Raw genomic sequence first — 19,013 nt, 5'->3', positions numbered from 1 at the left:
ATCACGTTCTTCCTCACGCCGCCCGGACGGCGTGAGGAGGATTAACTGACCGCATTCTCCCCTGCCCAGATTGTCGCCTTTCTCATCGCCTCAACCACATCCTCATCCGACAGACCCAGCACCTGACGAACCCGGGTCGCCTCGTCCCACTGCTGCTGTTCATAGTATCGGCACAGGCTCACCATATCGGCTAACCGTCCCTCCTGGTGGCACAGGGCATTGCTCACGCTCTGCGGGACCGCAATTTGCTTCATCAACTCGGCCATCGGCAGCTCAAGGAGGGTATCGAGCAGAGAAAACAGGCCGCACATGAAGGCATTTTCAGCCAGCGTCGGTTCGTTCATCGTCTCGGCGATCAGTTCGCAGAACTTGCCGCGCATCATGCTCAGCGGGTAAAGCTCGCTGACGGTGTCATTGCCCGCACTGGCGAGGACCACGACCGCAACAAACCGTCTCAGCTGGTTTTCCCCGAGGTATCTGAGGACTTCGCTCAGGGTTAACTTGCTGAAATTACAGGCACCGATATGTTTAAATGCGGTGTGCTTCATGTAGCGCATAATCTTATAGGACAGCGTGAGATCGGTTTTAATCAACGACTCGACGATCCGAAAATCGGGTTTATTGCGTCCGACCTCCATTTGCAGCCGAAAAATCGCCAGCTGATTTTGCGATAGCCGTTTATATTTAATGACCTCCGGACGGCAGAAAAAATAGCCCTGGAACAGCGAGAATCCCTCTTCCCTGTATTCGCTGAATTCCTCTTTAGTCTCAATTTTTTCAGCGAGATATTTAATATGCCCGGTTAAATGTTTACGCTCTTTCAGATACTGTTTAATTTGCGCTAAGGTATAATTCCTGACGTCAAACTTCAGTATTGAAATATAGGGTAAAAAAACATCCCATTCTGGCGCAAGCGTGAAATCATCAAGCGCAAACTGATAACCATCCGCACTCATCTCCCTGACAGCCTGCAACAGCTCCGCTCCCGGCACAGCATCTTCCAGGATCTCAATGACCACGCTTTCTTTATCCAGCGCTTCTCCACTGCGGTCTATGACCATTCGCGACGGGAAATTAATAAACGACGTATGTGCCCCGGCGATGCGCTGGGACGGCACGCATAAAAACTGATCTGAGATCATCCTGGAGGTGGCATATTCCGCCGACACATCCGGAAAACGGTTTGTCATCCCATCTCTGAACAGCAGCTCGTAGGCCACCGTCTTCATCTCAGGGTTAAAAATGGGTTGTCGCGCAATAAATCCGTACATATCCCATCCTCCTCTACAACTTTATATTTATTAGCATCCTCTTTCTACACGACGATAACGAGCTTTATCGAGCACTATTTTGATTGAATGCACAAAATAAAAGCATCCACACTAATTAACTGGATTTACGAAACAAAATTTAAATTAAATATTTCTGACGCTCTACAGAAAGAGGAGAAAATATCCGATAAGGAATATGTGCCTGCCCGACATGCACGATATTACGGGAGATGAGAATGAAAGACGCCATGGTCCGAAGAAAAAAAATAAGCGTCAAGACGTTGATGCTGTTGTCCATTTTCCTCACCGTAACGGTGGGCTTTACGGCAACGATCGGGTTTATGATGTGGCAGTGGATGGCACAGCAGGAGGTTCTGGCCAAAAAACATATCCGCCAGATTGCCGAGGTGCAAGCGTTGCAGGTCAGCAAACAGCTGGATTCTGCCCTGACTGCCGCCCGGGACATGGGCAACAGCGCCCTGGCGCTGCGCGAGGCGGGCGTGACCGAACGCCAGAGCCTGAACCAGCTGCTCATCCACTACCTTTCGGCTCACCCACAGTTTCTCTCCATGTCGATGGCCTTTGAGCCTAACGCGTTCGACGATAAAGATGCCGTCTGGGCCGGTCAGAGCGGTGAAGATCCTGCCGGGCGCTACGCCCGCTACGTCGACCGGGACGCCACCGGCAAACCGGCATTACACCTGCTGACGGACATCGAAACGCCCGGCAGCGGCGATTATTATCTGCTGCCGAAACAACGCCATAAAGATGTGATCATCGAGCCCTATATCTATCCCTACAACGGCGTGGACGTGATGCTCACCTCGATTGCCGCCCCCATCATGCGCGACGGTCAGTTTCTGGGTTCGGTCACCTCTGACTTCTCCCTCGCCACGCTGCAATCGACGATCGGCGCGATTAAACCGTGGAACGGCACAGGCTACGCCCTGCTCCTCTCCGCAGCTAATAACGTGGTGTCCAGCCCGGACAAACGCGCGGCGGGCAAGCCTTACGCCGGTCAGATTGCCGGTCATGACGTCACCCGGGTAAACGATCCGCTGCTGAAGGAGGACGTGTTCATCACCTGGCAGGACATCGCCGTCGGTAACAGCCAGACGCCGTGGAAACTCGCCATTATCACGCCGGTCAGCGAAGTGATGGCCGAAGCGCGCGCATTTTTACTGAAAGCCATCATCATGATGGTGTTAAGCATCGTGGCGGTTAGCCTGGTCATGGCACAGATCTTCACCCGTAAAGTTGACCGTCCGGTTGGGGGCGAACCTTCGGAGGCCGCCGGGATCGCCCTGGCCGTTGCCCGGGGAGATCTGAACAACACCATCCCGGTTCGTTCCGGAGATACCCACAGCATTTTTTATGCCCTGCACACCATGCAGATGCAGCTCAAGCGCATCGTCGACAATATCAGCGAAGCCAGCCACTCCGTGCACGGCGGCACCAGCGAAATTTCGGCGGGCAACCTTGACCTCGCCTCGCGAACCGAGGAACAGGCGGCTGCGATTGTTGAAACGGCAGCCAGCATGGAAGAGATTTCGGTCACGGTGAAGAATAACGCCGACAACGCCCACAAGGCGACCACGCTGACCGATCGCGCCGCGAGCCTCGCCGGGCATGGCGAAACGCTGGTAAACGACGTGGTCGTGGTGATCGGGGAGATTGACGAGAGCGCACGTAAGATCGGCGAGATTAACAGCATTGTCGATGGCATCGCCTTCCAGACTAATATCCTGGCGCTGAATGCTGCCGTTGAAGCGGCACGGGCTGGCGAACAGGGGCGCGGCTTCGCGGTCGTCGCAGGGGAAGAGCGCAATCTTGCCCAGCGAAGCGCTAACGCGGCAAAAGAGATCTCTCAGCTGATTGCCGAGTCCTCAGGGCGCGTGAGCAAAGGCGTTGAGCTGGTCAATGAAACGGGGGTGATGATGAAACAGGTGATTGAAGCGGTATCGCATGTGCATCTGGTCATCAACGATATCGTTCAGGCGCTGGATGAGCAAAATCGCGGGATTAGCCAGGTCAGCACCGCCGTTAACCAGATGGACAGCACGACCCAGCAGAATGCCTCTCTGGTTCAGCAGATCTCTGCGGCGGCGCTCTCGCTGGATGAGCAGGCTAAATCGCTCGAGAAGACGCTGGCGTTCTTCCATTCATAAATAAAAAGGCACCCGCTGGACGGGTGCCTTTTCACGCGATTGCCGTTACAGCCCTTTCAGCAGCTTGTCGACAAACTCCGGGACGACCGTGCTTGCCAGACCGTAGTGTTTCTCTTCAAACTCGCTGCCCACCTGGCTTGGCTCAAGATTGAGTTCTACCGTATGCGCGCCGTGCAGCCGCGCTTCGTGGACAAACCCCGCCGCCGGGTAAACATGGCCGGATGTGCCGATGGCGATAAATACGTCGGCCATCGCCAGCGCGCTGTAGATATCATCCATTCCCAGCGGCATTTCACCGAACCAGACCACGTGCGGACGCAGGCGCGACGGGAACTGGCAGCAGTGGCACTTATCCTCAGCCAGCACGTCCTCTTGCCAGTCCAGCACCTGACCGCTCCAGGCGCAGCGAACCTTGAGCAGCTCGCCGTGCATGTGAATGATGTTCTTGTTACCGGCCCGCTCGTGCAGGTTGTCGATATTCTGCGTTACCAGCAGAAAACGATCGCCGAGCGCCTCTTCCAGCTTCGCCAGCGCCAGATGCGCCGCATTCGGCGCAACGTCAGGCTGCTGAAGCTGGCGGCGGCGGGCGTTGTAAAACGCCTGGACGAGATCCGGATCGCGGGCAAAGCCTTCCGGCGTGGCCACATCCTCCACGCGGTGCTCTTCCCACAGCCCGTCCGCCGCGCGGAAGGTTCGAATTCCTGACTCGGCGGAGATCCCCGCCCCGGTCAGCACCACCACTCTGGGTTTATCCATCGCTTCTGGCATCATTCTGTCTCTGAAAAAGATCCGCTGGCGCAAGCGCTCACGCAAGCGGCGTTTGTTTTTGCGAAAACGGCTGAGTCGACCCTGGCGACGCGACAGCATAGAAACCTCGTAAACTAATCGGTGAGATGAAGGAATGCGGCTCCGCGCATGCCTCCTGCATCCCCGTGTCGCGCGCGTTCGATACGCGGCACGCGGGCAACCGGCAATAAATGTCGGGGCAAACGCCCGGACAACCGTTCCGTAATCGCGGTAAAGTTTGACAGCCCTCCCCCGATCACCAGCAGATCCGGGTCGACGATGGTGAGAATATTTCCCAGACACACCGCCAGCAGATCCAGATAGCGCTCGACGTGCTCACGCGCCTGCGCATCCCCTTGCTCCCACAGGGTAATGATTTGAGGGGCCTCAAGTTTCTGATGATAGAAGTGTTCGTAAAGCCATGCAAACCCGCGGCCGGAAAGGTAGTTCTCGATGCAGCCGTGCTGGCCGCAGCCGCAGCGGGTCAGCGGGAAATCGCGTCCCACCACCTCGAGAGCATCCACCGGCAGGCGGATATGGCCAAACTCGCCGGTGATGTAGCTGCGACCGGTGATGGGCTTACCGTCGATCACAATCCCCCCGCCGACGCCGGTACCGAGGATCAGCCCCATCACCAGCGGATACTGACGGAATTCATCATCCCAGGCTTCAGAGAGCGCAAAGCAGTTAGCATCATTGTCTAAACGCACGTCGCGTTCAAGGAGAGCAGAGAGATCGGCGCGCAGCGGTTTACCGCTGGTGGCAGGCACGTTGGCGGCATACAGCGTGCCGTCGTCGGTTTCGGGCATACCCGGAATGCCGATGCCGACGCTGCCTTTGACGCCAAAGCGTTCATCGGCCTGCGACACCAGCGCGGCAATCGCGGTTAAAAATTCGTCGTAGCTTTCGCGCGGCGTGGGAACGCGGGTTTCCCACTGCAGTTTGAGGTCTTTATCAAACGCGCCGAGCGCAATCTTGGTGCCGCCAATATCAAATCCGTAATACATAACGCATTCCTCCTTTAACCTGGCGGCCCGAAAGCCGCTAGATCATGACGTAATTACTGGCCACTTAATACCCTCGCCGGATCAATTCGGCTTGCGCGACGCGCCGGGTACCAGCTTGCCAGCAGACTCAGTAAAAGTGCTGTAACCAGCACATAAAAAACGTCCAGCCAGTGCAGTTCAGACGGCAGGAAGTCAATAAAGTAGATATCACCCGACAGGAACTGGTGGCCGATAAGCTTTTCGATCCCGTTGATAATCGGGGTCAGCTGCAGGGAAACCACCACGCCAATCACCACGCCGCACAGGCTGCCGAACAGCCCCGCCAGCAAACCGTACCAGACGAAGATGGCGCGAATAAGACCGTCTTTCGCCCCCAGCGTACGCAGCACGGCGATGTCGCCGCTCTTGTCCTTGACCGCCATCACCAGCGTCGAGACGATATTAAAGCACGCCACACCAATCACCAGCACCATCGCCAGATACATGATGGCGCGGATCATCTGGATATCACGGTACATATACCCGTAAGTGCCGATCCAGCTCTTGATGTAGACATAGTTATTGGTCACGCTGCCCGCGTCGCGTACCAGCTTATTGGCGTTAAAGACGTCGTTCACCTTAATGGCAATGCCCGTCACGCTGTCAGCCATGTCGAGATACTGGCGCGCATCCTCCATCGGCACCATCGCAAAACTATGGTCAAGCTGACCGCTCAGCTGAAGAATACCGGTGACGTGCAGGCGCACGCGCTTAGGCTGCTGCAGCTTGTGGTCGGCGCTGGCGTTCGGGATCATGATTGACACCCAGTCGCCCTGCTTCACCTTCAGGGCATCGGCCACGCCTTTACCCATGATGATCTGCTGCTCGCCGGCCTTAAAGTTGGCCCACGCGCCGTTCTGCACATAGTTTGGCAGCGCGCTGAGGCGCGCTTCCTGGACGGGGTTGACCCCTTTCACCTGTATGGCGCGCAGGTTGACCCCGCTCTCCACCAGCCCGGTAAAGTTAATATAGGGCGCGGCCGCGGCAATGCCCGGCACTTTTTCGACTTTGGCGAGCGCATCGCTCCAGTTCGTCCACGGCTGGTTAACCGGCTCGATCTCCCCGTGCGGCACCACCGCCAGAATGCGGTTATTCAGCTCGCGCTCAAAGCCGTTCATGGCGCTCAGGCCGACAATCAGCACCGCCACACCGAGCGCAATACCGATGGTCGAGATGACGGAGATCAGCGACACCATGCCGCCGCGACGGCGGCCGCGGCTAAAACGTAAACCGATGAGTAAGGATAACGGTGACGCCATTACTCTGCTCCCATCAGGGTCAGTTCCGCGTTCAGATGGCCGTCGCGCATCTCAAGCTGACGCCCCATGCGTTTTGCCAGCTGCAGATCGTGGGTTACGACCAGAAACGCGGTGCCCTGCGAGGCGTTCAGCTCGCCCAGAAGCTGGAAAATACTGTCCGCATTGCGGGCATCCAGGTTACCGGTAGGCTCATCCGCCAGCACCAGGCGCGGGTTGTTGACCAGCGCGCGGGCAATCGCCACGCGCTGGCGCTCGCCGCCGGAAAGCTCAGAGGGACGATGGTTACCGCGATGGCCCAGGCCTACCGCTTTCAGCATGTCGCTGGCGCGGGCGTTAATTTCTGCCGGTTTCTTTTTACCAATCAGCAGCGGCATCGCCACGTTTTCCAGCGCCGTGAAATCCGGCAGCAGGTGGTGGAACTGGTAGATAAAGCCCAGCTCGCGGTTGCGCAGCTCGGCCTTCGCCGCGGAGGACATTTTGCTCATCGGCTGGCCGGAGAAAATCACGTCGCCCTCGGTTGGCGTATCCAGCCCGCCCAGCAGATGCAGCAGCGTACTTTTGCCCGAGCCGGAGCTGCCAACAATCGCCATCATCTCGCCTTCGCCCACGCTAAAACTCACATTGTGCAGCACGTCGGTTTGCACAGTGCCTTCCTGATAGCGTTTGGACAGGTTGTCGCATTGCAACAGGATCTTATTCATAACGTAAAGCCTCAGCGGGTTGAGTGGCGGCAGCGCGCCAGGAAGGATAAAGCGTAGAAAGCAGCGCAATGGCCATCGCGGCCAGCGCAATACCGACCACCTGCAGCGGCTCGATAGCCACCGGCAGCGCCGCGCCGTCGAGCAGGGCGCCGATGATCGGCATTAAGTTATTAAGCTGGCTGGCAAGCAAGGCCCCCAGCACGGCGCCGAGCAGCGCGCCGATGATGCCTGCGCTGGCCCCCTGCACCATAAACACCGCCATGATCTGGCGCGGCGTGAGCCCCTGGGTTTGCAGAATGGCGACTTCGCCCTGCTTCTCCATCACCATCAGGCCCAGCGAGGTAATGATGTTAAATGCGGCCACGGCCACGATCAGGCTCAGCAGCAGCCCCATCATGTTTTTTTCCATCCGCACGGCCTGGAACAGTTCGCCTTTACGCTCGCGCCAGTCCTGCCATTTAGTGCCGTCCGGCAGTTTTTGCTGGCTGAGGGTATCGACCTTCAGCGGCGCATCGAGCCACAGGCGCCAGCCGGTAATATTCCCTGCCGGGTAGCGCATCAGGCGTGAAGCGTCCTGAATGTTCACCAGCATCTGGTAGCCATCGACTTCGCTGTTGGCGGCAAAGGTACCAATCACGTTGAACAGGCGCTGGCTTGGCAGGCGCCCCATCGGCGTAAACTGGCTGGCAGAAGGGACCATCACGCGCAGCTGATCGCCACGGTTGACGCCAAGCTGGCCGGCAAGCTGTTCACCCAGAATCACGTTGTATTTTCCGGCTTCCAGATCGGACTGCTTCACGTTAACCAGATACGGCGTCAGCGGATCGTTTTGCGCCGGGTCAATACCCAGCATCACGCCGACCGCCACGCTGCGGGCGCTTTGCAGCACCACGTCGCCGGTCGTCAACGGCGCTACGCGCGTGACGCCCTGTAACTTCGCCGCGCTTTCCGGCAGCTGTTGCGGGTTAACCGAACCGTTGGATGATGAAAGAACGGCCTGCGGCATCAGCCCCAGGATATTGTTTTGCAGCTCGCGTTCGAAGCCATTCATGACGGAAAGTACCGTCACCAGTGCCATCACGCCAAGCGTAATGCCAATAGTCGAAAGCCAGGAGACAAAGCGACCGAAGCGGTCCGCGGCGCGCCCACGCATGTAGCGTAAGCCTATGAAGAGTGCGACAGGTTGATACATGAAGTCCGTCTGTTTGCTGATAGCAGACCCACGAGTATATAAGCGAATCCGTTAAGCGTAAATGACTGAAACAGTAAGCTTTGGTAATCATTTTTCCGAAAAATTCAGATAAATCAGGGTGCTATTGTCTGAATACTCACCTCGCAACCTCCACCTTTTCCGAAAAACCTCCTGATACAGACTGTTACCCATTACATCCTGGTGTCGTTTTACAACAATTGCTCGTTCGTTTATGGCAATAAGGTAGTGGCGAACAATGAAGCAAAAAGCATTATGGATTAACCAGATAAAAGGGCTGTGTATCTGCCTGGTGGTTATCTATCATTCGGTTATCACGTTTTATCCGCATCTGATCGGGCTACAACACCCGCTCTCCGGCCTTCTCGCCAAATGCTGGGTCTATTTTAACCTCTATCTCGCACCGTTTCGTATGCCGGTCTTCTTCTTTATCTCCGGCTATCTGATCCGTCGTTATATTGACGAAGTGGACTGGCGAACCAGTCTCGATAAACGGATCTGGAGCATTGTCTGGGTCCTGGCGCTGTGGGGCGTCCTGCAATGGCAGGCGTTGACCCACCTGAACGCCTGGCTGGCGCCCGAGCGTGAGCTTGCCACCTCGTCGAACGCGGCCTACGCCGACTCGTTCTCAGGCTTTGTGCTGGGGATGATCACCGCCAGCACCAGTTTGTGGTATCTGTATGCTCTGGTGGTCTACTTCACGCTGTCTAAACTGCTGAGCCGCTGGAAGCTGCCGGTACTGGGACTGCTGGCGCTGGCAAGCATCGCGATTAACTTCCTGCCGCTGCCGTGGTGGGGAATGAACAGCGTGGTACGCAACATGATCTACTACAGCCTCGGGGCGTGGTATGGCGCAGAGCTGATGGCGTGGATGAAAAGCGTCAACCTGCGCCGCATCTGGCTGGCAATCGGGGCTTTCGCCGCCGTCTCCGTGGTGCTGTGGTTTGCTAACGTTCCGCTGCTGCTCTCATTGCTGTCGATTGTGCTGATCATGAAGCTGTTCTACAGCCTTGAGCAGCGCTATGCCGTTCACCCAAACAATCTGCTGAACGTGATTGGCTCAAATACCATTGCGATTTATACCACCCACCGCATCCTGATTGAGGCCTTTAGCCTGTTCCTGATTGGCGAAATGAATGCCGCCTCGTGGCCGGTCTGGGCAGAGCTCACCCTGGTGCTGGTCTACCCGTTTGCCAGCCTGTTTATCTGTACCCTTGCCGGGCTCGGGGTGCGTAAGATCTCCACCGCGCTTTTTGGGGACGTTTTCTTCTCTCCTCCGTCTACGCTGACCCTGTCACCTTCAACGCGTTAATGCCCTCTCCGCCCCCGTTTTGGGGGCGTTTAGCCCTGCCGTGCGGTTACGATTTGCTTATGTAAAACGATCGAGGATAATAAAGACATTGCGTATCAGTGATATGCCCCAATACTGTTGGTATATCCATAAGAGACTCTGACATAGCCATGCCTGAACACTATCGTTATTCCTTGCCTGTCAAAGCGGGCGACCAGCGCCAGCTGGGTGAACTCACGGGCGCGGCGTGCGCCACGCTGGTGGCGGAAATCGCCGAGCGTCATCCAGGCCCGGTGATTCTTGTTGCCCCGGATATGCAAAACGCCCTGCGCCTGCACGATGAAATTCGCCAGTTCACCGATAGCCTGGTGTTCAGCCTGGCCGACTGGGAGACGCTGCCGTATGACAGCTTCTCTCCGCATCAGGAGATCATCTCCTCGCGCCTGTCGACGCTCTATCAGCTGCCGACCATGCAGCGCGGCGTGCTGATTGTGCCGGTGAACACCCTGATGCAGCGCGTCTGTCCGCACAGCTATCTGCACGGTCACGCGCTGGTGATGAAAAAAGGCCAGCGCCTGTCCCGTGACGCCCTGCGCGCGCAGCTTGACGGTGCCGGCTATCGCCACGTCGACCAGGTGATGGAGCACGGGGAATACGCCACCCGCGGCGCGCTGCTTGACCTTTACCCGATGGGCAGCGACCAGCCGTATCGTCTGGATTTCTTTGATGATGAAATCGACAGCCTGCGCGTATTCGACGCCGACACGCAGCGCACGCTGGAAGAAGTGGAGTCCATCAATTTACTGCCCGCGCATGAGTTCCCCACGGACAAAACCGCTATTGAACTGTTCCGCAGCCAGTGGCGCGATAAGTTCGAGGTGAAGCGCGACGCGGAACATATTTATCAGCAGGTCAGTAAAGGCACGCTTCCTGCCGGGATCGAATACTGGCAGCCGCTGTTCTTCAACGAGCCGCTGCCTGCCCTGTTCAGCTACTTCCCGGCGAATACGCTGATTGTCAACACCGGGGATATCGACGCCAGCGCCAGCCGCTTTGAGAGCGAAACCCGCGCCCGCTTTGAAAACCGTGGCGTTGACCCAATGCGTCCACTGCTGCCGCCGGAAGCGCTGTGGCTGCGCACCGACGAGCTCAACGCCGAGCTGAAGCGCTGGCCGCGCATGCAGCTGAAAACCGATTCGCTTGCCGATAAGGCCGCCAATACCAACCTCGCCTTCCGGACGCTGCCGGACCTGGCCGTTCAGGCGCAGCAGAAATCCCCGCTGGATAATCTGCGCAAGTTCCTGGAGTCCTTCACCGGCCCGGTGGTGTTCTCCGTTGAGAGTGAAGGCCGCCGTGAAGCGTTAGGTGAACTGCTGGGACGCATTAAGGTGGCGCCGAAGCGCATCCTGCGCCTGAGCGAAGCGACCGGAAACGGTCGTTATCTGATGATTGGCGCCGCCGAGCACGGGTTCATCGACACGCTCAACAACCTGGCGCTGATTTGCGAAAGCGACCTGCTGGGCGAGCGCGTCGCGCGCCGCCGTCAGGACAGCCGTCGGACCATCAACCCGGACACGCTGATCCGTAACCTTGCCGAGCTGCACCCGGGCCAGCCGATTGTTCACCTGGAGCACGGCGTTGGGCGCTATCAGGGGATGACCACGCTGGAAGCGGGCGGCATCAAAGGTGAATACCTGATGCTCACCTATGCTAACGACGCCAAACTGTATGTCCCGGTCTCCTCCCTGCATCTGATCAGCCGCTACGCGGGCGGCGCCGAAGAGAATGCGCCGCTGCACAAGCTGGGCGGCGACGCCTGGGCGCGCGCGCGCCAGAAGGCGGCGGAAAAAGTGCGCGACGTGGCGGCCGAGCTGCTGGATATCTACGCCCAGCGCGCGGCTAAACAGGGCTTCGCCTTTAAGCATGATAAAGAACAGTACCAGCTGTTCTGCGACAGCTTCCCGTTTGAAACCACGCCGGATCAGGCCCAGGCCATCAACGCCGTGCTGAGCGACATGTGCCAGCCGCTGGCTATGGACCGCTTAGTCTGCGGCGACGTCGGCTTCGGTAAAACCGAAGTGGCGATGCGCGCCGCCTTCCTTGCGGTGGAAAACAACAAGCAGGTGGCGGTGCTGGTGCCGACCACCCTGCTCGCTCAGCAGCACTTCGACAACTTCCGCGACCGTTTCGCCAACTGGCCGGTACGTATCGAGATGCTCTCGCGTTTTCGCAGTACCAAAGAACAGACGCAGATCCTCGAACAGGCAAGTGAAGGCAAAATCGATATTCTGATCGGCACCCACAAGCTGCTGCAAAGCGACGTGAAGTGGAAAGATCTGGGGCTGCTGATCGTCGACGAAGAGCACCGCTTCGGGGTACGTCATAAAGAGCGCATCAAAGCGATGCGCGCCGACGTCGATATCCTGACCCTGACCGCAACGCCAATCCCGCGAACACTCAACATGGCGATGAGCGGCATGCGCGATCTGTCGATTATTGCCACGCCGCCGGCGCGCCGTCTGGCAGTGAAAACCTTTGTCCGCGAGTACGATAATCTGGTGGTGCGGGAGGCCATTCTGCGTGAGGTGCTGCGCGGGGGTCAGGTCTATTACCTGTACAACGACGTGGAAAACATCCAGAAAGCGGCGGACAGGCTGGCGGAGCTGGTGCCGGAAGCGCGCATCGCTATCGGTCACGGGCAGATGCGCGAGCGCGAGCTGGAACGGGTAATGAACGACTTCCACCACCAGCGCTTTAACGTGCTGGTGTGTACCACCATCATTGAAACCGGGATCGACATTCCGACGGCAAACACCATCATCATTGAGCGTGCGGATCACTTTGGCCTGGCGCAGCTTCACCAGCTGCGCGGCCGCGTCGGGCGTTCGCACCATCAGGCCTACGCCTGGCTGCTGACGCCGCATCCGAAAGCGATGACCACCGACGCGCAAAAGCGTCTGGAAGCCATCGCCTCGCTGGAAGACCTCGGCGCAGGCTTTGCGCTGGCCACGCACGATCTCGAGATCCGCGGTGCCGGCGAGCTGCTGGGTGAAGACCAGAGCGGCTCCATGGAAACCATCGGCTTCTCGCTCTATATGGAGCTGCTGGAAAACGCGGTTGATGCCCTGAAGGCCGGACGCGAGCCGTCGCTGGAAGATCTCACCAGCCAGCAGACCGAGGTCGAGCTGCGTATGCCTTCCCTGCTGCCGGACGATTTTATTCCGGACGTGAATACCCGACTGTCGTTCTACAAGCGCATCGCCAGCGCGAAGAAGGAGAACGAGCTGGAAGAGATTAAGGTGGAGCTGATTGACCGCTTTGGCCTGCTGCCCGATCCGGCGAGAAATTTGCTGGATATCGCGAGGCTGCGCCAGCAGGCGCAAAAGCTGGGGATCCGCAAGCTCGAAGGCAATGAAAAAGGCGGCGTGATTGAATTCGCCGAGAAGAATCACGTCAACCCGATGTGGCTCATCGGCCTGCTGCAAAAACAGCCGCAGCATTTCCGTCTGGATGGTCCAACCCGTCTGAAATTTACCCAGGAGCTGACGGAGCGCAAAACCCGTATGGACTGGGTGCGTAACTTTATGCGCCAGCTGGAAGAGAACGCGATCGCCTGACCTCCATTCCCCTCTTAACTGAGGAATTTCATGTAGTTTATTAACCAGAAGCGATAAAAGTTGCTTCCGGAAAATGAATAGCTTACAGCGACACCCTGGTCCGGCTGTAAATCGCTGAGGCGTTTCCTGCAGGCCGGGGCGAGGCGCAGGGATGCGCCGAGAGGGCGGGCTTTACAGGGATGTTACCTCCGCCCGTCCCCGAAAAGCCGGAAGGAATAAGCCGAAGGTACCGCGTAGCGGCGATTTACCGCCGGGAGCCCGGGTCGCCAGGGTGGTGGCGACTGAGCCACCCTGGCACGTTCACAGGTCATGTCGTTACAGAGTACTAAGGAACATAAAGTGAACGGAATGACCACCAGAGTCGTATGTTCCCCCACACCCCAGCCCTCTCCCTCAAGGGAGAGGGGGTCGTCCGTGCAGGCATTATTTTATGGGGATCCCTTCCCCTGTTAGCCCGGCGCTACGGGGGGACAATTTACAAACTCTTTGCACTTCACCCGATCTTCCCGACACACCCATTCGCCATAATTATCATTAACGCTTTATAAAACAATAACCTTATCATTTGCATGGACTATGGTAATGATGACCTCTTCGCGTTTTACTCGCTGGATGACCCTGTTTGCGCTGGCAGCCACCGTCGCGGTTGCGCTTCCCGCTCGGGCAAACACCTGGCCCCTTCCCCCTCCCGGCAGCAAGGTCGTGGGCGAAAACCGCTTTCATGTGGTTGAAAACAATGGTGGTTCGCTGGAAGCGATTGCCAAAAAATATAACGTCGGTTTTCTGGCCCTGCTGCAGGCGAACCCCGGCGTCGATCCGTACGTCCCGCGCGCGGGCAGCGTACTGACCATCCCGTTACAGACTATCCTGCCGGACGCCCCGCGCGAGGGGATCGTGATAAACCTGGCCGAACTGCGTCTGTACTATTATCCGCCGGGTAAAAATGAAGTCACCGTCTACCCTATCGGTATTGGTCAGCTGGGCGGCGACACCCTGACGCCGACGATGGTCACCACCGTCTCGGATAAACGCGCGAATCCAACCTGGACCCCGACGGCCAACATTCGTGCCCGTTATAAGGCCCAGGGGATCGATCTTCCTGCCGTGGTGCCGGCTGGTCCGGATAACCCGATGGGGCATCACGCGATACGCCTCGCGGCATACGGCGGCGTCTACCTGCTGCACGGAACGAATGCAGACTTTGGCATCGGCATGCGCGTCAGCTCCGGCTGTATTCGTCTGCGCGATGACGATATCAAAACGCTGTTTAACGTCGTTACGCCTGGAACCAAAGTGAATATTATCAATACGCCGATTAAGGTTTCAGAGGAGCCCGGCGGCGTGCGGCTGGTTGAGATTCATCAGCCGTTATCGAAAAATATTGGCGACGATCCGCAGACGCTGCCCATTAACCTGAATGCCGCGATGGTAAGCTTCAAAACGAATGCGAATACCAACAGCGTGGTGATGGAGCGCGCGATGGAAGCCCGGTCAGGCATGCCGACCGATGTCACCCGGCATCACGACGTCGTCCAGCAGTCGATGTAAATCAGAAATAAAAAAACGCCCTGCTCAGCAGGGCGTTTTTTATTGCAGTGGCATAAATGAGGGTTTATGCCCGGCTTATTTGTAGATGACCGCAGTGCCGTGCAGGGTGTTAGGACCGGTCACAGAGGTGATGCGGTAAGATTTAGCACCCATCTCTTGCGCTTTTTGTGCCAGCTGATCTTCCAGTGAACCCAGGTTAGTACCGGCAGACGCGGAGATTGTCCCGACTTTATGCTGGTCAGCAGGGGTGGATTGCACTTGTACAGCAGCAAAGCTTGCGAAAGAGAGTGAACTCAGAACAGCAGCAGCGACGAGGGTTTTTACGTTTTTCATGATGTTTACCTTTAGCAGATGAATTTGAGGTCGTTAATCATTTAGTTAACGATCGATAGGTAAATCATAAACGTGATCCAGGTCACGCGTCAACATAATTTTATAACGACCATTAATTTAATTTTAAAATTGTTATTTTTCATACATATATGATTAATTTATTTTTAAGCATTCTGCACTGGTGGTGGGTTGCGTTTATTTTTATAATGGTCATTCACCAAACCAACAGAGGACCAACGGCAAATGACAACCGATGTCACGAGTTGTGCGAAGAAAAGCCGTGGCCGACCAAAAGTGTTTGACAGGGATGCAGCGCTTGATAAGGCCATGACTCTCTTCTGGCAACATGGGTATGAAGCAACCTCGCTTTCCGATCTGGTAGAAGCCACCGGAGCCAAAGCGCCGACGCTGTATGCCGAATTTACCAATAAAGAGGGACTGTTCAGGGCGGTGCTGGACAGATACATTTCGCGTTTTGCGGCGAAACATGAAGCCCAGCTGTTCTGCGAAGAGAAAAGCGTTGAACAGGCGCTTCGCGACTATTTCACCGCCGTCGCGACCTGCTTTACCAGTAAAGAGACGCCTGCGGGCTGCTTTATGATTAACACTTCTGCCACCCTTGCGGCGTCCTCCAAAGAGATTGCCAATACGGTGAAATCGCGGCATGCGATGCAGGAGGAGACCCTCAGCGCCTTTCTGGCTCAGCGCCAGCAGCGCGGTGAACTCCCCGCGCAATGCAACCCTCAGCTGCTGGCACAATACCTGAGCTGTATTTTGCAGGGGATGTCGATCAGTGCCCGTGAAGGGGCCACGCTGGAAAAACTGCAGAATATTAGCGAAACCACGCTGCGGCTGTGGCCTGAGCTACTCAAAATCTAAAGCAAAAAAAAGCTCCTCAGCCTGAGCGCATGAGGAGCTAAATTCAGAGAACATCTTTTTTACACTTTGTTATTCAGAACCAGCTGGCCGTTTCCATCCAGTGGAATTTGCGTGCCCGGGTCTTTATCCATGCGGATTTTGCCCTGCTGATCGCCAATCTTGTACGTCACGTCATAGCCCAGCATTTTTTCCGACTTATCATAGACGGTTTTGCAGCGTTGCTGAGTCGTGGTGTAGGTATCATTATCCTGCATCGCGCCCTGCACCTGGTTACCGGCATAGCCGCCACCCAGAGCGCCGACCACGGTCGCTACGTCTTTACCCCGGCCGCCGCCGAACTGGTGACCAATTACGCCACCCGCTACCGCACCCAGAACAGAACCGGCAATGCGGTTTTCATCCTGCACCGGACGACGGTGCGTCACGGAAACGTTGCGGCACTCCTGACGAGGGGTTTTTACGGTTTCTTTAATCGGTGTAGCAGAAACCACCTGTGCATACTGCGGGCCGCGATCTAATACGTTGAGACTGGCAACGGCAGCCACACCTAACGCAGCCGCGACGCCAATCCCTATACCCGCCAACATTGATTTATTCACGGGACTTCCTCCTTTGTTGCTATTGGTAACAATTTTGCAATGGAGGCACGGCTTCGCCAATAAGATAAAGGATCAAAAAAGGAGCGTTAAGAGGAGATATATTGTATTTAGGAGAACTCTTAAGCAGTCAAACTGTGATCTACAGCATGAAATGCTAAAAACTCCCTCCGGAGGGCCCGGAGGGAGTGAAAGATTAGTGCAGCTTCAGACGCGGACGGATCACGCGGTTGATTCTGCCCACCAGCATCATCAGCCCGGTTTTGAAGTAGCCGTGCAGCGCAATCTGGTGCATGCGGTACAGGGAGATATACACGAAGCGGGCAATGCGCCCTTCTACCATCATTGAGCCGCGCATCAGGTTGCCCATCAGGCTGCCGACGGTAGAGAAGTTTGACAGCGACACCAGTGAACCGTGGTCTTTGTAGACATAGGCTTTCATTGGCTTGCCTTTGTACTGCGCCAGAATGTTGTGCAGCACCAGGCTTGCCATCTGGTGAGCGGCCTGCGCGCGCGGCGGCACGAATCCGCCTTCAGGACGCGCACAGGAGGCGCAGTCACCGATAGCAAAGATTTCAGGGTCACGCGTGGTTTGCAGCGTTGGCTCGGTTACCAGCTGGTTAATGCGGTTGGTTTCCAGACCGCCGATCTCTTTCATAAAGTCAGGCGCTTTGATACCTGCCGCCCAGACCATCAGATCCGCTTTGATATACTCGCCGTCTTTGGTATGCAGGCCGCCTTCGTCGGCGCTGGTCACCATGGTCTGCGTCAGCACCCGCACGCCCAATTTGGTGAGCTCATTGTGCGCCGCACCGGAAATACGCGGAGGCAGCGCAGGCAGGATGCGTTCACCGGCTTCAACCAGCGTGACGTTCAGCGCTTCGTTAGTTAACCCTTTATAACCGTAGCTGTGCAGCTGTTTCACCGCATTGTGCAGCTCCGCTGACAGCTCAACGCCCGTCGCGCCGCCGCCGACAATAGCGATATTCACCTTACCGTTCGCACCCATATTGCTGGTGTACTTCAGGAACAGGTTCAGCATTTCCTGATGGAAACGACGCGCCTGGTGCGGGTTATCGAGGAAGATACAGTGCTCTTTCACCCCCGGCGTGTTGAAGTCGTTGGAGGTACTGCCCAGCGCCATGACCAGCGTGTCGTACGCCAGTTTACGCTCGGGAACCAGCAGATCCCCTTTATCATCGCGCAGCTCTGCCAGGGTGATGGTTTTGCTTTCACGGTTGATGTCCACCACCGAGCCCAGCTGGAACTGGAAATGATGGTTGCGCGCGTGCGCCAGATAGCTGAGCGCGTCCACGCCCTCATCCAGAGAACCGGTCGCCACTTCGTGCAGCAGCGGTTTCCACAGGTGGCTGTGGTTACGATCGACCAGCGTAATTTTGGCTTTTTTACCGCGACCCAGCTTCTTGCCCAGCTGTGTAGCCAGCTCCAGCCCGCCAGCACCACCGCCTACAATCACTATCTTTTTCAATGGCGTAGTCAACGTGACCCCCTCAAATTATTAACCAATTGTTAATTAAAAGTTATAAAAATAACCCTTAATTAACAACAGGTTACAGCACTGAAACCATTCAGGTGCATTGAGAATACCACGTCAGGCGCATTGGTCATACCAAAATTGATATGCATCAAGTTTTGATGGCTTAAAAGTAGACAATTCTGGTCAAAAAGAAAGCCCGGTACGCTTTCGCGGCCGGGCTTTGATGCATGCGGGTAATTGATTAACCCAGCGTTTTAAACGCTTTGATACGCTGCAGATGCGGAGAGATGTTTTTGAACTTGTGGGTCTGTTCTTCGTCCCAGACGATCTCATAGTAATGATGCAGGAGCTCTGCTGCACGATGGCTGTTGAGCGCTTCATCATTACGCGAAAGGATCACCAGGCAGCGGTCGCGGTTTTTCTCACGGAAGTTGCTCACGCACTTGGTCGCAATATCGACATACTCTTCCGGGCGGTCAATTTTGCCTTCCATGTTCTCGTTCGGGAACAGATTAGGATTGAACACCACCTGGCGAATGTCGCACAGGAAGCCAATCCGCTCCGCCCAGTAGCCGCCCAGCCCCACGCCGCAAATCAATGGCCGATCGTCGACGTTGAGCTGCAACATCTTGTACACCTCTTTGAGCAGATGCTGCATATCATGCTTCGGATGGCGCGTGCTGTAGCTGATCAACCGTACATCCGGATCGATAAACTGCAGCTGCAGCACCTTCTCATGATTACCAGGACTGTTTGAGTCAAAACCGTGTAAATAGATGATCATCGTCTTCTCACCACGCTACGCCTTCC

15 protein-coding genes are annotated in these 19,013 nt (G+C 56.5%); 5 read left to right on the top strand and 10 right to left on the bottom strand.

All coding sequences use genetic code 11. The annotated features are described in order from the left end of the window. Window positions 1-41: 41 nt before the first annotated feature. Window positions 42-1,271: an EAL and HDOD domain-containing protein gene (locus SPG90_RS04175; RefSeq protein WP_126304382.1), complete on the bottom strand. Its 1,230-nt coding sequence runs from the start codon at window positions 1,269-1,271 to the stop codon at window positions 42-44. Between the two features lie 236 nt (window positions 1,272-1,507). On the opposite strand from SPG90_RS04175, the gene SPG90_RS04170 reads away from it, so the two are divergent. Then, window positions 1,508-3,439 carry a methyl-accepting chemotaxis protein gene (locus tag SPG90_RS04170; RefSeq protein WP_322407954.1) on the top strand — a complete coding sequence of 644 codons (1,932 nt, stop codon included), beginning with the start codon at window positions 1,508-1,510 and terminating at the stop codon, window positions 3,437-3,439. A 45-nt stretch (window positions 3,440-3,484) separates the two neighbouring features. Here the strand turns inward: SPG90_RS04170 and cobB are convergent, their stop codons facing one another. The 5 genes from cobB to lolC are packed head-to-tail and all read right to left on the bottom strand — an operon-like array spanning window position 3,485 to window position 8,423. Then, on the bottom strand, window positions 3,485-4,306 hold the full coding sequence (cobB, locus tag SPG90_RS04165; RefSeq protein WP_126304384.1) for a Sir2 family NAD+-dependent deacetylase: 822 nt from the start codon (window positions 4,304-4,306) through the stop codon (window positions 3,485-3,487). A gap of 14 nt (window positions 4,307-4,320) precedes the next feature. After that, on the bottom strand, window positions 4,321-5,232 hold the full coding sequence (gene nagK, locus SPG90_RS04160; protein ID WP_126304386.1) for an N-acetylglucosamine kinase: 912 nt from the start codon (window positions 5,230-5,232) through the stop codon (window positions 4,321-4,323). A 53-nt stretch (window positions 5,233-5,285) separates the two neighbouring features. Further along, the gene (gene lolE, locus SPG90_RS04155; RefSeq protein ID WP_045401911.1) at window positions 5,286-6,530 is read right to left on the bottom strand and encodes a lipoprotein-releasing ABC transporter permease subunit LolE; all 1,245 of its coding nucleotides are present in this window, start codon (window positions 6,528-6,530) and stop codon (window positions 5,286-5,288) included. Beyond that, window positions 6,530-7,231: a lipoprotein-releasing ABC transporter ATP-binding protein LolD gene (gene lolD, locus SPG90_RS04150; RefSeq protein ID WP_010429765.1), complete on the bottom strand. Its 702-nt coding sequence runs from the start codon at window positions 7,229-7,231 to the stop codon at window positions 6,530-6,532. Before lolD ends, lolE begins: the two co-directional genes overlap by 1 nt. After that, on the bottom strand, window positions 7,224-8,423 hold the full coding sequence (gene lolC, locus SPG90_RS04145; protein WP_032657987.1) for a lipoprotein-releasing ABC transporter permease subunit LolC: 1,200 nt from the start codon (window positions 8,421-8,423) through the stop codon (window positions 7,224-7,226). The genes lolD and lolC overlap by 8 nt, the downstream gene beginning before the upstream one ends. Window positions 8,424-8,679: 256 nt before the next feature. Here lolC and SPG90_RS04140 point away from each other — a divergent pair, with 256 nt between their 5' ends. From SPG90_RS04140 to ldtC, 3 genes are all read left to right on the top strand, one after another. Beyond that, a complete protein-coding gene (locus SPG90_RS04140) occupies window positions 8,680-9,753 on the top strand; it encodes an acyltransferase family protein (protein WP_126304390.1) in 1,074 nt (357 codons plus the stop codon). A gap of 149 nt (window positions 9,754-9,902) precedes the next feature. Then, on the top strand, window positions 9,903-13,349 hold the full coding sequence (gene mfd, locus SPG90_RS04135; RefSeq protein WP_023311167.1) for a transcription-repair coupling factor: 3,447 nt from the start codon (window positions 9,903-9,905) through the stop codon (window positions 13,347-13,349). 582 nt (window positions 13,350-13,931) lie between these two features. Next, window positions 13,932-14,897, top strand: coding sequence for a L,D-transpeptidase LdtC (gene ldtC, locus SPG90_RS04130; RefSeq protein WP_126304392.1), 966 nt, complete (start codon window positions 13,932-13,934; stop codon window positions 14,895-14,897). Window positions 14,898-14,972: 75 nt separating this feature from the next. On the opposite strand, the gene bhsA is transcribed toward ldtC, so the two are convergent. Beyond that, complete coding sequence (gene bhsA / locus SPG90_RS04125; RefSeq protein WP_126304394.1) at window positions 14,973-15,230, bottom strand: multiple stress resistance protein BhsA; 258 nt, start codon at window positions 15,228-15,230, stop codon at window positions 14,973-14,975. Window positions 15,231-15,473: 243 nt separating this feature from the next. On the opposite strand from bhsA, the gene SPG90_RS04120 reads away from it, so the two are divergent. Next, window positions 15,474-16,109 carry a TetR/AcrR family transcriptional regulator gene (locus SPG90_RS04120; RefSeq protein ID WP_023311164.1) on the top strand — a complete coding sequence of 212 codons (636 nt, stop codon included), beginning with the start codon at window positions 15,474-15,476 and terminating at the stop codon, window positions 16,107-16,109. A 59-nt stretch (window positions 16,110-16,168) separates the two neighbouring features. On the opposite strand, the gene SPG90_RS04115 is transcribed toward SPG90_RS04120, so the two are convergent. The 3 genes from SPG90_RS04115 to ycfP form a co-directional block, all read right to left on the bottom strand. Next, window positions 16,169-16,708: a glycine zipper 2TM domain-containing protein gene (locus SPG90_RS04115; RefSeq protein WP_008500779.1), complete on the bottom strand. Its 540-nt coding sequence runs from the start codon at window positions 16,706-16,708 to the stop codon at window positions 16,169-16,171. Between the two features lie 193 nt (window positions 16,709-16,901). Then, the gene (locus SPG90_RS04110) at window positions 16,902-18,206 is read right to left on the bottom strand and encodes an NAD(P)/FAD-dependent oxidoreductase (RefSeq protein WP_023311163.1); all 1,305 of its coding nucleotides are present in this window, start codon (window positions 18,204-18,206) and stop codon (window positions 16,902-16,904) included. Between the two features lie 238 nt (window positions 18,207-18,444). Beyond that, entirely contained in the window at window positions 18,445-18,987 is a 543-nt protein-coding gene (ycfP, locus tag SPG90_RS04105; protein ID WP_322407953.1) for an alpha/beta hydrolase YcfP, read from the bottom strand. Window positions 18,988-19,013 lie beyond the last annotated feature (26 nt).

Source organism: Enterobacter sp. D2 (assembly GCF_034427575.1).
GTDB classification, from domain to species: domain Bacteria; phylum Pseudomonadota; class Gammaproteobacteria; order Enterobacterales; family Enterobacteriaceae; genus Enterobacter; species Enterobacter cloacae_M.
The sequence above is the reverse complement of the archived record's forward strand: the minus strand, read 5'-3'. Positions and strand labels throughout refer to the sequence as shown.